Origin of the sequence: Planctopirus limnophila DSM 3776, assembly GCF_000092105.1 — a bacterium.
GTDB classification, from domain to species: Bacteria; Planctomycetota; Planctomycetia; order Planctomycetales; family Planctomycetaceae; genus Planctopirus; species Planctopirus limnophila.
Map to the genome: position 1 here is coordinate 890382 of NC_014148.1, position 16717 is coordinate 907098.

The 16717-nt window shown below is 54.6% G+C and carries 7 protein-coding genes; 5 read left to right on the top strand and 2 right to left on the bottom strand.

Annotated features, from left to right (window positions below; genetic code table 11):
* Positions 1–107 precede the first annotated feature (107 nt).
* Positions 108–1763, bottom strand: coding sequence for a UDP-N-acetylmuramoyl-L-alanyl-D-glutamate--2,6-diaminopimelate ligase (locus PLIM_RS03630; RefSeq protein WP_013108959.1), 1656 nt, complete (start codon positions 1761–1763; stop codon positions 108–110).
* Positions 1764–2163: 400 nt separating this feature from the next.
* On the opposite strand from PLIM_RS03630, the gene PLIM_RS03635 reads away from it, so the two are divergent.
* From PLIM_RS03635 to PLIM_RS03645, 3 genes are all read left to right on the top strand, one after another.
* The gene (locus tag PLIM_RS03635) at positions 2164–4698 is read left to right on the top strand and encodes an ATP-binding cassette domain-containing protein (protein ID WP_013108960.1); all 2535 of its coding nucleotides are present in this window, start codon (positions 2164–2166) and stop codon (positions 4696–4698) included.
* Between the two features lie 223 nt (positions 4699–4921).
* The gene (gene glnA / locus PLIM_RS03640; RefSeq protein WP_041401064.1) at positions 4922–6334 is read left to right on the top strand and encodes a type I glutamate--ammonia ligase; all 1413 of its coding nucleotides are present in this window, start codon (positions 4922–4924) and stop codon (positions 6332–6334) included.
* Positions 6335–7369: 1035 nt separating this feature from the next.
* Positions 7370–10525 (top strand): HEAT repeat domain-containing protein, encoded by a 3156-nt coding sequence (locus tag PLIM_RS03645; RefSeq protein ID WP_196349523.1) that lies wholly within the window; start codon positions 7370–7372, stop codon positions 10523–10525.
* 283 nt (positions 10526–10808) lie between these two features.
* Here PLIM_RS03645 and PLIM_RS03650 read toward each other — a convergent pair whose 3' ends face one another.
* Positions 10809–13664: a DUF11 domain-containing protein gene (locus PLIM_RS03650; protein WP_013108963.1), complete on the bottom strand. Its 2856-nt coding sequence runs from the start codon at positions 13662–13664 to the stop codon at positions 10809–10811.
* 672 nt (positions 13665–14336) lie between these two features.
* Between PLIM_RS03650 and PLIM_RS22360 the strand changes: the two genes are divergently transcribed.
* Positions 14337–15785: a helix-turn-helix domain-containing protein gene (locus tag PLIM_RS22360; protein WP_013108966.1), complete on the top strand. Its 1449-nt coding sequence runs from the start codon at positions 14337–14339 to the stop codon at positions 15783–15785.
* A 188-nt stretch (positions 15786–15973) separates the two neighbouring features.
* The gene (locus PLIM_RS03660) at positions 15974–16555 is read left to right on the top strand and encodes an LOG family protein (RefSeq protein ID WP_041402835.1); all 582 of its coding nucleotides are present in this window, start codon (positions 15974–15976) and stop codon (positions 16553–16555) included.
* Positions 16556–16717: the final 162 nt, after the last annotated feature.

Consider the following 16717-nt stretch of genomic DNA (forward strand, 5'->3'; position numbering starts at 1 on the left):
GCAGATCATGAGTACATCAGGCTTTCGATGAAGATGCGGGCGAAGACGCAACAGCTCGCTATCCCTGTCCTGCTTCGATCCAGAAAAGTCGTTGGGTATCGTCGGCATCAGGCACTCACACGCTGCAAGGAATCTGTTTCGACAGCGGCGGGATTGGGCAGAATGGCTTCCGTCTGTAAAGCCATCCCCATGGGCGAAGAAGCGGGAGCCATATCGCTACAACCACTTGCTGAATAAGAGTTTGCAATGAAAGATTTGGCTGGTGGCAACCGATTCAAAGATTCCTTGGATCGATTTTCCAGCAGCTCACGCACCACTCGCCGATCATCGAAAGGGAGATGACTGGCTCCGATAATCTGCTCGCTCTCATGTCCCTTCCCGGCAATCAGTATCATGTCACCGGGCAACGCCTGCTCAATGGCATGTTGAATTGCCAGCTTTCGGTCGACTTCAATCACGACTTCGACTTGTTGAGCAGGCACCCCATCACAAATCTGCTGAATGATCTTTTCGGGGTTTTCTGATCGCGGATTATCACTGGTAACGATGGCGACATCGGCCTGGCTGGCAGCACGACCCAGCAGTGGCCGTTTGGTGGCATCGCGATCTCCGCCAGCCCCAAAGACACAAATCAACCGGCCTCTCGTCAGCCCGCGCAGCGAACATAACGCTCTGCTCAATGCATCAGGGGTGTGAGCGTAATCCACAAAAATATCAAACGGTTCACCCCAAGTGCAGCGTTCCATTCTTCCCGGCACTGGCCGAAACTCTTCCAAGGCTTCTGCCATCGATAAAAAGGGAACTTTCCAGGCCAGCCCGGCAGCTAAAGCTGCCAGTGCGTTCTCGATGTTGTGCCGCCCCAGAATCCGCAGCTTCATCTGCATCACCTGGCCCTGGTACTGCACACGGAATGTCGTCCCGCTTAAGGATTCACTCAGAATCTGAGCCGAGAGCTCGGCATCGACATTCACGCCATAGCGAATCAGACGGCATTCCGCAGGCACCAGACTCGCCAGCGAGGCGGCTCCCGGGTCGTTGATATGCAATGCGATGGTTCCGCCTGGCTTAACGAGATCCAGAATCCGGGCTTTGGCTTCGCGATAACTGGCAAAATCACCATGATAATCGAGATGATCGTGCGTGATATTGGTAACAATTGCACAATCAAGTGGTAACGCTGCGGCTCGCGATTGATCCAGAGAGTGACTCGAAAGTTCCATGGCCAGATGAGTTGTCCCCCGGCTGACCATGCGATGCTGCCAGAAAGCCATCAATTTCGCATCAGGAGTCGTCAATACCGAGGGCTCTGCACGATAACCATCAAAGTATTCCACGGTTCCCAATAAGCCCGTCCGATACCCGGATTTGGCCATCAGCGCTCTCGTCATCCAACTGACTGTCGTTTTTCCATTGGTCCCCGTGACTCCCATCATTCTCAGGCGGCTGGCGGGATGACCGTACAGCGATTGCGAGAGATAAGCATAAGCCGCCCGAGGATTCGCCACGACACACTGGGGAAGCGGGCAATTCGGTAAGACTTGAGAAGTCACCACTCCCACAGCGCCGCGGGAAATGGCCTCTTCGAGAAACTGGCTGCCATGACTATTTCGACCTGGTGCAGCCACAAACAATGTTTTCGGGCGACACTCACGACTGTCGAGTGTGACATCGTTGAAGTAGATGTCACCCGCCCCCATTAACTCTGCGGTCGGTAGATGATCTTTCAGACTCAGTGATGCCGGGAGAGCATGCTGTGGTGGCATAATTCGGCGCCTCCTTGCGCTGCCGCTACCAGCTTCCTGCCAGTCTGCGGTTCATCTCAACTCGTTGTCCAGCCATCGTTGAATATCGCATTGCTGAGTGCTGACGAGCACTTCAAAATCACTCGATTCCACCTCTCAAAAATTGACCCGTTTCGTCAATTGGTGTGCCTGATTCTGCCTGACTGAAGGCGAGTGGTTCCTGTCGCACTCGACACTATTCCATCGACCAGCGTTGATCTGTTCTTCCGATACAGTCTCATCGTGACGGGTTGGTCCCGATCAATCATCGAATTCTGGCGATTTGACAGTTTCGGTCAAGATGAAGCGGCAATTCCTGCCGCACTCGGACACGACTGGATAAAGTTGCCAGAAACCGACTCCTGCGACGAGAATGACAGGCATGAATCCCGCACCTATCCTGATCCGCAATCTTTACGTGCACAATCTGCAGGGAGTCGATATCGAGATTCCCCTGCAGCAGCTCGTCGTGGTCAGCGGGGTGAGTGGTTCAGGGAAGTCGAGCCTGGCCTTCGATACACTGTTTGCAGAAGGTCAGCGGAGTTACATCGAAACTTTTTCACTGGCCACGAGGCAACTTCTCGAAAAGTTCGAGCGTCCTGCCGTCGATCGACTGGAAAACATTCCGCCGACAATCGCCCTGCGACAACTCGCCCAGACAGGTGACAAATCTCGAAGCCAGTATGTCGATGCTCAAAACTTCGGCTCTGTGACCAGCATTGCCGACCATTTGAAGCTGCTGTTTCTCCGCTGTGGCAGCGTGATCTGTCCCACTTGCCAGCGTAAAATCACTTCATCCTCTCCGGCAGAGGTGGCCCAGCGGCTTGCAAAACTCCCACAGGGAACACGAATTCTGGTGACCATGAAGGTACCGGAAAAATCGGCTCTTCAATTATCTTTCGACTCACAAACTGCAGGTCCCAGCCGGAATTCAACGAAGCGTACCGCACCGCCTCGCTTACCAACAGAAAAAGCACATCAGGCTCTCATCGAAGAACTCCGTCAGCAAGGTTTTCGCCGAGGTCTCTTTCAAACAGAAGCTCTCTCCGAAAACTTTGTCACTCACGAATTTTCTAAGGATCTGCCACAGCATTTCGAACTTGTCGCCGTCATTGTTGATCGCTTAATCGCAGGCTCACAAACCATCGAACGCATGCTCGAAAGCTGTGAAACAGCCATGCGATACGGGGCCGGCGCGATCGGTCTTTGGGCACAAACTCCTCTACCGGAAAGCGCCTATCTTGCCTGCACAATTGATGGCCAGGCGTGGTACCGGCACGAGTTCAACACACGTTACCGATGCGAACCTTGCCAGCGAGATTTCCCGAAGCCACAACTGGCACTGCTCGATGATGAGCCCCCCCCACAAACCCCACCAGCCTCACAAACCATAGCAAGCACCGTCTCACCCTCGACGATCTTCCAGCAGTCATTGAGCCTGGGGAATGTCAGTTGGCAAAATGCTGGCAAACAATCGCTGGATCAACTCGAGTATTTGCTTCAGCAAGCCCGGAAGGAATACTTCGCTTCTGGGAGTTTCGAAGAGACTTCGAACCTGCGAGATCAATCCTTGTGGGAGCATGTTCTCCAGAGAATTGAATGGTGCCGCAGGCTCGGATTGGATCACCTGCCGCTTTTCCGAAGCGTCAGTGGTCTTTCGGGAACTGAATATCGTCGGGCCAGGCTCATCCCGCTCCTCTCAGCGGGTCTGGTCAATACGCTCTATATTCTGGATGAGCCACTCGCCGGACTGGATGACCAGACAGCGTGCATCGTGCTCGACGCCATCCAGAGCCTCTTAAAGAGTGGCAACAGCCTGCTCATGGTCGAGCACCATCCCCTGGCGAAAAAACGAGCCAACTTTGTGATCGAAATGGGCCCGGGAGCTGGCAGTGAAGGAGGCCGCATCGTTTACGCTGGTTCTTCTCCTGCGCCAACTCAGCCATGGCCGGAACATGATCAGGTCAAACTCACTGCACCAAGGGTCTTGCGGGAACCCGCCGGCTGGATCGATCCCGGCCCGATCAACCTCAAAAATCTCCAGCAATTTCAATGGAAGCTTCCACTGGGTCTGCTCTGCGTCGTCACGGGTCCGCATGGATCTGGGAAATCAGCGGCACTCATCGATGCTCTTCAGCCGACTTCCCATGGAGACACACTTCCTGCACTCGCTGGCCATCCCCTCTGGATGGTCGATTCGTCACCATTGAAAGGACAGCCTAGCCAGATGCTGATCGGCTTGCTCGATCTTTTCGGAGAAGTTCGAGCACTCTTCGGCCAGACACCAGAAGCCAAAAACCGGCAATTGACAGCCAGGTTCTTCAGCCTGCATGTTGCCCAGAGTGGACGCTGCTCTCAATGCAAGGGGACTGGCCAGATCTCTGCCGATCTCACCTTTTTCAATGAAGCCTCGATGACCTGCCCGAACTGTCACGGGAAGCGTTACCGCCGCGATGCTCTGGAGATTCGCTACCGGGGGCTGAATATTGCGGAAGCACTTGATCTGACTGTCGCGGAAGCCCTCACCTACTTCAAAGGGCACCACAAACTTCAAAGCATGCTCACGACGCTCTCTCGCACAGGATTGAGATACCTGCGCCTGGGGCAAACTTTGAAGTCACTCTCCGGCGGAGAACGACAACGCATCAAACTGGCCCTGGCACTTGGTCAGCCCGTCGAAAATGGCATTTTTATCTGCGATGAGCCCACCATGGGCCTGCACGATCAGGATGCTCACCAATTAATGCATGCCTTTCTGGAACTGGTCAGCATTGGCCACACCGTCTGGCTGGCCGACATCCATCCCGTGGCATTATCCTGGGCAGACTGGGTGATTCAGCTCGGCTCGCAAACTCCGCTGACGTTGCCAGAAGTCTTGTTTTCTGGTCCAGCGACCACATTCCGTCAGAGCGAATAGCACGATTTAATCACCAGATTCTGCCAGAAAACCTGCATGACCACCGCGCAGAAATTGCGGCAAATGCACAAAAACAAGGCAGGTAAGATTACGTTTTTCTAACGAAATCACCCGCGATTGTGTGACAACAATGCAGCATTGCCTATTGGTATAGCGTTTGCTTAACTATGGAGAACTGATTTCTGTTACCTCCTTGCGCCAGGAGTTGCCTTTCGTGACTGATATGACACCCCGTGAAGTTCTCGCGCTCTGCCGGGAACGTGAGATCTACGCCGTCGATCTGCGATTCATGGATTTTCCGGGGCTGCAAAAGCACTTTACCATCCCCGTTTCCGAACTGACGGAGCAGAGCTTTGACGAAGGCTTTGGCTTTGATGGTTCCTCGATTCGCGGATGGCAGGCCATTAACGAGAGCGACATGCTGGTCGTTCCCGAGGCTTCCACCGCGATTGTCGATCCGTTTATGACACGCACGCTCGCCATGACGTGCAACATTCAGGATCCCATCACTCGGGAAGACTACGCCAAAGACCCACGCAACGTGGCCCGCAAAGCCGAACGGTACATGCGTTCTACCGGCATTGCCGATACGGCCAATTTCGGTCCGGAATGCGAGTTCTTTGTGTTCGACGATGTCCGCTTCGACAGCAGCCAGCAGCACGCCTTCTATTACATCGACAGTCAGGAAGGCCAGTGGAATCGCGGCCGTGTGGAAGCTGGCGGTAATCGTGGACACAAAATTCGCTATGGCGAAGGTTACTTCCCGGTGCCTCCCACCGACACTCTGCAGGAACTCCGTACCGAGATCATGCTCAGGCTTCAGGAATGCGGTGTGGGTGTCGAAGCTCAACATCACGAGGTCGCATCGGGCGGTCAATGCGAGGTTGATCTCAAGTTTGCACCTCTGGTTCAGAGTGCAGACCAGCTACTGCTCTATAAGTACATCGTCAAGAACGTCGCCGCCCGGCATGGCAAGACCGCGACCTTCATGCCCAAGCCCATCTGGAATGATGCCGGTTCCGGGATGCATCTTCACTTCTCACTCTGGAAGGATGCTCAAAATCTTTTCGCAGGTTCAGGCTATGCCGGCCTCAGCGATACCGCCCTCTATGCGATTGGCGGAATTCTCAAGCATGCTTATTCTGTCATGGCTTTTGCCTGCCCCACCACCAACAGCTACAAACGCCTGGTTCCGGGATATGAAGCACCGGTCAACCTCACCTATAGCAGCCGCAATCGCTCAGCCGCCATTCGCATTCCGGTCCATTCCCCACGACCTGAAAACAAGCGCTTTGAATTCCGTTGCCCGGATCCTTCCAGCAACTCTTATCTGGCGATGTCGGCCATGCTGATGGCGGCCCTGGATGGCATTGAAAACCGGATCGATCCCGGCCCACCACTCGATAAAGATATCTACGATCTGGCACCGGAAGAACTCGTGGATGTCGCCCGCACGCCACTTTCACTCGATGAGTCGCTGCTGGCGTTACGTAAAGATCATGAGTTTCTACTCAGGGGTGATGTCTTCACTGAAGACGTGATTGATACCTGGATCTGGTACAAGTCTGAAAAAGAAATCGAAGCTCTCAGACAACGCCCCCACCCCTTCGAATTTGCCATGTATTATGATATTTGATTGGCGGACTATTCTCATGACCGAACATAGCCGGGTAGCCGGGTAGGGTGGGTTAAGGCTCTGCGCAACCCACCAACTTAATTGACCTCCCTCGGTGGCCCAGCCATGTAGGGTGCATGAAGTTCTTACGCAATGCACCATCTTGCCGCTGTCGTTATCAAGTAGGGCAGGCTCCCGCCTGCCGTGTTCTTGGTAACCACAAGGATCAAACCAGCCCGTTGGGTTGAGTGAAAAGTGTGTGGTTTCTCCAATTTGCTGACGGGATTTGGAGTTTTTCGAGCGCAAGGCCTCCCAGTACGTTGTTCAAAGGTTTTGCTTTCATTCCCTACTGACAAATGCCAAATACGGCTTACACTATTGGGCATGGGCACTCTCGACGAAATTCAGCGACTAAATGATGGCCAGTTTCATCGGCTTGGTGACGACCTGCTACGCAGGAGCGAATCCCGATACCGGCGTCTTCGAACCCACGGTTTGAACGAACGTGGGGAGAGCATCAAAGGCCAGCCAGATTCCTATGTTGGAGAGACCGCTGCGACTTGTAGCGTGGCGGTTTGTTACACAGTGCAACGATCTGGTTGGTGGAACAAAGTGGTGCAAGACGTCGGGGAGGCTGTTGCGGCTTGTCCGATGGCGACCGGGGTGGTTGTAGTCATTCCGCACAATGCCGACCGAGATGGCCCCCAGGACAAGACAATTGATTGGCTTTCAGAGGCACGTGCGGCAGCTGGCAAAGCAATCCTCCGGGTGATCGACGGGCGGGAAATTAGCCAACTGCTCGATACGGATCATCAAGACCTGAGACACAACCATCTAGGCATCCCTTACTCCCGCCTCTCTGGGTCTAGTATCCTTGCCAGCTGTCGAATGGCCTCGCAGACTGCAATCGATTACATAAGAGGGAGCGGCAGGTATGACCCAGAAAGGTATTCTCACCGGAGTTCCGACAGAGAGCTATATCGGGTGTGGCAGTCGGCGTACCGGTACAATGACAGCAGCGACCGGCGTGTTGCCCCTATCCGATTGATCGCACTCGTGAACGACTCTGGGGTTGGGAAGACCAGTCTGGTTTGTGAGCTCACCCGCACACTTGGGGCGGTTCTTCCGGTTCTGCTCATTCAGGCCCGAGATATCGAGTTCGGTCCGGAGGACAAACTCGTTGCCGCCGTGATAAACTATGCCCAAGGGTTCCTGGATCCATCTACCCGTGTGATCGAAGAGGCGGCTTTGTCCAAGCTGCTGTCCGGTTCAGTGCCCCTGACGGTAGTGCTGGATGGATTAGATGAAGCACACAATCCAGAGGCCGTACGCAAAGCAATCACCTTCTGGTTGAGGTCGAAATTGTGCCAGGTCAGCATTTTGGTGGTGACCTCACGTCGGGAGTTTTGGCAAACCTGTGTGGACTCGTCTTGGGTCAAATGGATGCCCACCTCGAACCTCGACGACCGCTCGCCGGTGAAAGTCGCTGAACGCTTGCAAGTCGAAAAGAGTGATCCGGCTGCGGGCCTTCCGCTTCCTGACCGCTTCAACGAAGGAGAGCTTGAGGCGGCATGGCTGCGGGCTGGCCGGACTCGTTCGGAGTTGGCTATCTTGCCAGCCGATGCGAGAGAAGAATTACGTCATCCATTCACGCTCCGAGTGTTTCTTGACCTTCAGATGCAAGAAGGTCTTTCGCCGAAGAAGGTAACGAGGGCGGCCCTGTTGGAGTGTTGGTTGAATCACCGCCTCGATGCAGAGACGCTTACAAGTGAGCGGATCACCCGCAGCCACTTTCAACAAGCGCTTCGAATGGTGGCGAGCCGGATTGCCGAAACCAGTCATTGCTCCGTATCCGTGGACGAACTATCGGAAGTGCCTCGTTTTGACTCCTCACATCCGCCGGGTCCAATCCTTCAACGGATGATTGAAGCGGGCATCCTGGAAAGCCTGCCAAACCAATCCGATCGCATCAGATTTACGGTTGAAACAGTCCAGGACTTCTACCGGGCTGAAGCGGATGTCGAGGACATCAAGAGCAACCCTGCACATATAGCGGAAGCCTTCTCGCAGCTTCCGTTTACGACGGCGTACTCCAGGCTTGTGCGAATAGGGTCCCGGCTCATCGGCGAGGATGTTCGTCACGAGTTCATCCAGCGGCTACTGGAAGCGTCTCCAATAAAAGCTGCCATTGTTGTGCGAGCACATCCGGATTGCTACACGGCAGAAGTCAGGACAAGAATCGCAGGTGAACTCGGTGCTCAAATCACAGACCGTCATCGTGTTCGGGCTGCGATGGCGATAACTCTGCTCGGAGAGTTGAACTGTCAAGAAGCTATCGACGTACTTGGGAAGCATCTTCTCCCTCCTGCTGACCTTCACAACGACCTGAAGTCCCTCGGCGCGACAGCATTTACAAAACTTAGCTATGCTCCCGCCGCGGCTTTTGTATACCGCTGGCAGTGGTTCGGCACGCGCCAAGGCAACGACACTTACTACTTTAAGGATCTCTTGGCATTCATTCGTGATGCGACATTTGAATTCCGGCTTGCCCTGGCGGATCAGTCCGTCCTACAACTCTCAAGTGCCACTGGTACGAAGGAACATGTCAATGCAGTGACAGTGCTGGCCTATCTAGGCGATTGCCGTCTTGTGGATCACTTGGCTTCCCGACTCACCCAGAACGTACTGCTCGAGCACTACGAGAACCACGCCCTGATTGCCCTCGGATCGGATGCAGCTGGAAGGCTCTTCGCCCAGTCTGTGAAAGCGATTGGGGACCGTCTCGCTCCGCTGCCAGACGATCATGCTAATAACGATGCTCGGAACGAATTGATCGGACTGGTCCACTTCGTGGTTAGTGACGTGCGCTACCTTTTAACGCCTGCTTTTGAGCCGCATATTAAACAACTCATCGAAAATGCCAATCCAGACGTATCATGGATTGCTATTCACTTAGCAAAACGAGCTCATGCCGTATCGCTGCTGTACCCTGCCGCAATAGCCGCTTCCAAGCGGAGTGGCTGGATTGAGTTGGATCACGGTGAGGAACGAAGTTGCGTGAGTGCCGACGAGTGGTTGAGATGGTGGCGGCAATCAACCGACGTTGCAATTCGCCAAAAATTACTGAGACTGCTTCCCCGTTACCCGAATGCAGAGATCGAAGAGATCCTTCTAGATTGCCTCGACTTGCCTGAACTGTGTGCATCAACGGCGACACGGCTTGGAGAATACGGGGCGATCCGCTCGGCACCTCGTCTACGGGAGATTCTTTCCGAAGCGGTCACCACCGATGACCAATCGGCCAAGTCGTCAGCCGCTCATGCGTTAGGTGATTTGAGGGACGTGGCTGCAGTGCCGCTTCTGGAGAAGCTTGCCACTGAGCATTCTGACGAATGGGTCGGGCTGCAAGCGATTGCGAGCCTCGGCCTGATTGGGAACTCAGAAGCCGAGTCCGCCCTAGGCCGTCTTCATCAACTTCAAAAAGGGGACGGCATTGAGGACCACATATTTGAAGCCCTCCTCTGTTGTGGCTCTCCCACGGCAGTCGCAGAGGTGATCAAGCATGCAAGTTCACGACTGGACGGCTCTGAGTGGCTGTGTGAACGACTTGGCCGCCTTTCCTGGATGCGTGGGTGGCGATGTGGCGAGTACTACACACATATTTACACAGCTGAGTTAGTTGACTACCTGAAATCTCACTGCAAACTGGGCTCCCCTGAAAAGAACTGGGACATTGGGGATGCCTTTCGTCAAATCGATAGCCCGGAAGTTCGGACACTGCTACAGAAGTGGGGGAATCGCCGTGGATCGCCTGAAGATGCGGTTGTGCGGGAAAGCGACCAGCGGCGGCTTTCGGATATGTGCTATTGGGAACTTCGAAATCGTGGCGACATATCGGCCATTAGTTACACACTCGATGAATGTGCTGATGACAGGGACGATATTTACGTCGCACGTGCCGCTCTCCTTCTTCAAACTTTCCCCACCGCTGCAGTTGCCAATCAACTTCAGTCACGGCTCAACGTGGCGACAACGATATCCGAGACGCTGAGAATGCTCGCCTTGCTCGGTCGGTTTGGACAGCAGGCTGACGCTGAACTCGCAGCTAAGTTTGTGAATCATGCTAACGACTTGGTGGCGAATGTGGCATGTGAAACCATGCTGCGTCTGAGCGATCCATTGCTCGTACCGGGTCGCTGGCGAGAGATGTAGTACTCGAACCGACTATGCGACTGAAACGTTGATTTCTCAAGTTCAGGACCACTGTGGGCTGGGAGGCATGCATAGAAATTAAGGCTCTCAATCATCTGTGCAATGCTTGCGGCTCCGCACAAGCATGCTGGACTACCCTTTAACCCGCTCTGGTTTAAAGGACGCGTATAGGTCACTGGTCGCTTGACGGACTGCACCATTTGATCGATCGATCAAAACAACAGCCGGGATCTCCTGTTGTTCTCCCGGCCGTTTTAATTTCTGGCGATAGCAGTCGGCTCGTTTATCGGCGGGTGGAGGCTCGGCTTCCAGCAGTATTTGACCCTGGTGCTGCGGGATCGGTGATGACCTGGATTACGTCATCTCGATGGAGTGGTCGGAGCATGTTTTCAGCCACCACCTGCACACCGATCGGGTTATCCCCTTCGCGAGAGGCTTCTAACTCGAGTTCGAACGGTAATTCGGCTCCAGCCGCCACCGAGCCGGGAATCTGAAAAATGATCCGCGAACCCTGCTGTGTGTGCTGTACAGGGCCATCCACACTGATGAGCTTCAGGCCGGGAGGGATATCGATCGCCAGTGCAACACTTTGAGCCGGTGCGCTGCCGCGATTCTTGACGACGAGCCGAGAGTGAACGCGTTCACCCACAGCAATCAGCTTCTCTTCGTTCATCGGGATAATCGTGATTGAAGGGAGCCCTTCGGCTTTTGCTGTTGCACTGACAGTCGCTTTCGCACCTTCACCACTGATCGCAGAAACTGTGGCAGCCACTTCACCGGTCTGGCGGGCAGTCAATCGAGTGCTCAATGTTCTTGTGGCCCCGGGTGGGAGCTCACGGATTTCCCAGCTCACGGTGCGCGTTGTGGTATCGAAATCGCCTCCTTCACTGGCATCCGCAAAGTCGTAACCGGTTGGGATTTCCTCCACGACTTTGATGTTTCTCAAGACCGCACTGCCCTGATTCTGCACCAGGTTATCAAAGCGGGCCGGGCGTCCCACGATGGCACGGGAGGGAACCTGATGAGTAATTGCCAGGCCACTCCCCAGAACCACGATCTCCTTCAGAGCTTCAATGGGCCGCATTCCCTGAGCGAGCACGGTCACCTGATTTTTCAATCGACCCACACGGGTTGGCACCACTTCGAGTAACACATCGTGAGATTCCCCGGGAGCGAGGTCACCCACGAGATACTCAACATCTTTGCCCGCAGGGTGATCAATTCCTTCTGGAAGCAGATCCCGCACGATGACATTTTTGGCCGTGTTTTTACCGAGATTCTTGACCCGGAACGTCATTTCGAAGGTTTTTCCCAGAGTCACTTCTGCGGGAACATCACTCCGAAGATCGATTTCCGCAGCAGCCACGACAATTTCAGCGGCCACTTCCGAGACAAAACTGACGCGTGCCACACTGCCAATCTGTCCTTCTTCCACCGGGGTCACTCGCACTTGAATGGTGCGGGTTTCACCGGGCGTCAAAGTCCCCAGCTTCCAGATCAAACGCTTGTCGCTGATCTCGGCTTGAGGAGCAGTTCCCGTCAGCTGTGTTCCTTTAGGAATTCGATCTTCGACAATCACCTGCCGGGCAGCCACAGTTCCTTCATTTTTTACCACCACCGAATAAATCAGCGACTGGCCCAGTACGGCACTGGCGGGAGCCTGCTTCTCAATGACAACCCGCGGTTGTTCAACAGCCCGCGCAGTGGGTTCGGCCGCTGCTCCAGGTTCCGGGAGCACGGCTGGACGTGCCGGGCGGTTTGAGGAATCGAATGGTGGCTCAACCACTTCGTTCACGGGACGTCGTTGCGGGAAATCATCTCTAATTGATCCGCGAGGATCTTGCGGCAACCGTCCCCGCACGGGCTCAGAACCAAAGGGATCATTATCAGCCGGAAGAGTTCGCGATGAGTTTTCCAGATCTCGTGATCCCGAATTGCGCGGAGGCAAAACGGTACGAGGAACTTCATCGCCGGGAAAATCACGATCAGGGCCAATCGCAGGTTCAACCAGGCGTAATCGATCGGGCTCATTCCGATTTCGACCAGTGGCCGGAGCATTCGTGGAACCTGCAGGCGGAAGCTGAGAAGGCAAACCCAATTCAACATCGAGATCGACAGGCAAACTGGTTGGAGGAGTTGTGCGACCAGAACCATTGGCTGGCAGACCGGAATCGGTGGGCAATTCACGATTCGATGGATTCCGCGATGGCAGACGATCTCGGCTATTATTGCCAGCGGGAGGAGTTGCAGGAGTATCCAGCCCAAAGGGATCTGCCTCAGGGATCACCGCCGGTGGTGCCGAGGGGGCCATTGATGGTCGGCGATAAGGCTGCATGTCACCGGGCTGCTGATTGTCACCCGGTTGAGCACCCGCAGGTTCTCGTCCACTACTGGCTGGAGCACTGTTTTTTAATGGAGGTAAGTCCGCTGGGAATGCATCAGCAAAGGGATCCGCCTCACCATTCTGGATGCCGCTGGTTTGTTGAATCCTGCTTCCGGCTGGGGTCTTCTCACCAACAGTCGGTTGACCGATCGGAATCGGCTGGGCATCAGGAATCTCCAATAAACGAGGTGCGACCCCGGAAGCTTCTTTTGTGGGTTCGATCTGTGCAGTGCGTGCCGAACCTGAGGTTCTTGTCAGTGGTTGAGCATCCAGATCGGGGAGGACAGGAGGTGTGGGCATGGCTGCCGCTGAGTCTTTTTCGGCGACGGTCGGTGGAGGCAATACCAGTGCAGGGCCCGATACAGGTTCGTTGGCTGATTGACTGCGCACGACAGGACTTTGCTTCTCATCGTCCGTGGGGTCAGCTTCGGGGAATTCCCCACCGGCCTGATAAGCCGCCAGTCGAAAATCGAGTCCACGACTTGAAGATGGACCTTTTGCCGTCTCACCCGGGACTACCTTGGTCGAATTCGTCGAAACATGGGCCTCATGGACAGGAGGCAGCGACGCATCGACAGCCAGATCAAGTTCCGGGAAGGTTTCGGCGCCTTGCTCAGCGGAGATTTCACCCGCATGCACCAGAGGCTGCTTCAACTGATTAAGCTGGTTGAGTTGGCCGTAAACATTCACGACAACGAGTGAACAGACCCCAACCACGACCGAAAGGGCGGCAAATTTCCAGAAACCGGACAGCATGGATCCATCCCCTACCGCAACGTGCATCGTGCACTCAAAGCCCGCATGACCTATGCGCAGCTTTTGCATTCAGAGTCTGGAATACCACATTTTTGTAAGAATGAAAAGATCGATCAGTGCAAAACTAAGTCCAAAGCATGAAAGAATTTGAAGCATTGTAAAAACTTAGACCAATTTTCAGGGCGTCCACACTCGAAATCGGCAAATTCGTCATTTCCGATCTTTACGATCCCCTTCAAGCCGGCCAAAGGATTCCTCCCTGGCATCTGTTCACTCCAGGGAGTCTGAATTCATGCCAGGCCCGCGGGGAAAGACTGGTCTCCCGTCAATTCCAACCCTCAATTCCCACGAAATCCGCACGCACCCTGATTTCTGCTTGTCAGCAGCCCGGTCAGCAGCGGAAAATAGTGCCTCGCTTCACCAATCCGGAGATTTCAGCACCACTTCCTCCCTCAGAGGGTGTGGCGATTGCGACAGGTATGCGGGGCATAAGGATCGCAAGCGAATTCTGGCTGACTTTACTGGAGAATTTCCCGGCTGAACAATGGGTCTGCCTGAGGAGATGCCGATGTGAGGCAAGATAACGATCAGGCGCAGAAACACGATCAGGCGACAGACCTTCCAATTCTGTAGTCCTCATCAGCGAGATGAACTGTCTGGGGTAACATCGCAATGGCGAAGAAATATCTGAGCCTCGAAGAAGCAGCAGAAATGCTCGGCATGCGCCCGGAAGATGTGGGCCGCATGCGCGAAAAAGGCGATTTGCGAGGCTTCGCCGATCGCGGCAACTGGAAGTTTCGATCGGAAGATATCGAAGAAGCCCTCCGGCGGCGTCAAATCGACTCCGATCCTGACGTCAACCTGCTGTCTGATGATGAGGATGGCAACCTGTTCAATGAGCCAACACCCTCGCGTAGAAAAGGGGAATCGGGTTCTGACAGCGATGTCCGTCTGGTGGCCCCCTCTTTTGCCCTCGACGAAGGCGATGTTCGCACCGATCCGGAAATTTCGTTAGCTGCGGCTCCTTCCGATAGTGATGTCCGTCTGGCTTCAAAACCAGGTTCAGATAGCGATGTCAAACTGATGAGCCGCTCCGATTCGGATAGCGATGTCCGTCTCTCGCTCTCCGATAGTGACGTTAAACTCGCGAAATCTCCCGGTTCTGACAGCGATGTCCGTCTCGTGGGTGGGCGCGATATTGTGAAGCCCGGTAGCGATAGCGACGTCGCACTGGTCTCGGATGTGGAAAAAAGAGATCGCGATTTTGGCGGTTCGGCAATTCTCGATGACGATGAGGGCGACAGCCTGTTCCTGCCTGGCGACAGTGCTTTAAGGTTAGGCGGCGACAGCGGCATGGAGCTGGGACGCCCTGCTGATAGCGGCATTCTCCTGGAAAAACCGAAACCAGGTTCAAGCAGCTCGCGATTGTTTGAATCCAAAACTGAGCCCGAGCAGTTCACTCTCGCGATGGATTCCAGCCCCAAGCTGGCTGGCGATTCTGGTTCAAAGAACTCCGGCAAGGCCCCTCCCGCGCGTGACGACCTTGACCAGACAGCCCCGATGCTGATTCTGGACGATGAAGAAGACACCGTCTCGACGACAGCCTTCGAAGTCCCCATGCTCGACGATGTTGCTCCTTCCAAAGGGAATCGTCGCGATCAGACAGAGGCTGATGTGCTTTTATTCGATGACGACGAAGACCTTGATGGCAATCTGGCGACCACCATTCGCAAGGGAAGCCGGAATGTCGACGACGATGATGAATTCGAAGATCTCAGCGATAGCTCTGTCGCCGAACTCGAGAACGATGACGTCGTGACATTTGACGATGCCGACGATGATGACGACAACGTCTTCGCCGATGCCGACGAAGACGATATGGACTCGGAAATGGTCGAAGGTTCCAGTGCCGTCGGCCTGGCTGCCGGTGGTGTCCGACGACCGACTCCTCGTGAAGAGGAATGGGGCGCTGGCACATTTTCACTCCTGGCACTTTCAACCCTGACGCTGGTGGCAGGGACTGTGATTGCCGCCGATCTGATGCGCGTCATCTCTTCGCAGGGGCAGACAGCCGTCTATAGCGGTGCTCTCGTCGAAATGATCGGCGGGTTCTTCAAGTAACAATTTCTGATACGCTTTCGATGTCATCCAGGTGCTCTGTGCGCCGTACCTGTTGAGCACTATGCTTTGCAGACCTGTGCCATGCTTGCAGCCTTGGGCAAGCATGTCTTCACAACCTGGGCAAGCTTGTCTTCATTACTATAACAGCGTAGTGGATGACCGCCTGGGATACGTATCAAGAAGGTGTCATGCCGAATCTCTGTGTCTACTGTGGCTCAAGCTCCGGGTTTCATCCCGATTATCAGCATGCCGCTGTCGAACTGGCCCAGCTAATGGTGGCTCAGGGCTGGAATCTGGTGTATGGCGGCGGATCGATTGGCGTGATGGGAATCATGGCCGATGCGGTTATCGCGGCCGGCGGAAAGGTCATCGGAATCATTCCCGAATTTCTCGCCACGCGCGAAGTCATGAAAGACAATTGCACTGAGTTGTTCGTGACCGATTCCATGCACTCCCGCAAACGTCAGATGATGGAACTGTCCGATGCTTTTGTCGCTCTTCCGGGTGGTTATGGCACACTCGAGGAACTGCTGGAGACCATTACCTGGAAGCAGTTGGGCCTGCACAATAAACCCATCGCCGTTCTGAACACACGGCAGTTCTTTACGCCACTGATTGGGCAGATCGATCATCTTGTTACCGAGGGTTTTGTTCGTCCGGAACATCGGCTGCTCCTGCGCATCGCCACCACACCAGTTGACCTTCTGGAACAACTCTCACTCCCCGCCGAGCCACCCCTGAAAAAGTGGTTCAATACGCAAGAGATCTGATACGAATTTCAGACTCTTGCCACTTGTTCGACGAGACCCTCACCAGGCAGTCCTTCCAGAACGACAGAAAAGCGGCTATTTGGAATCGGCAGATCTGAACTGTGAACATGGCCCACTATGCCTGTTCATCCAAACCCATGTGCAGAACACAGGAAATCTGGT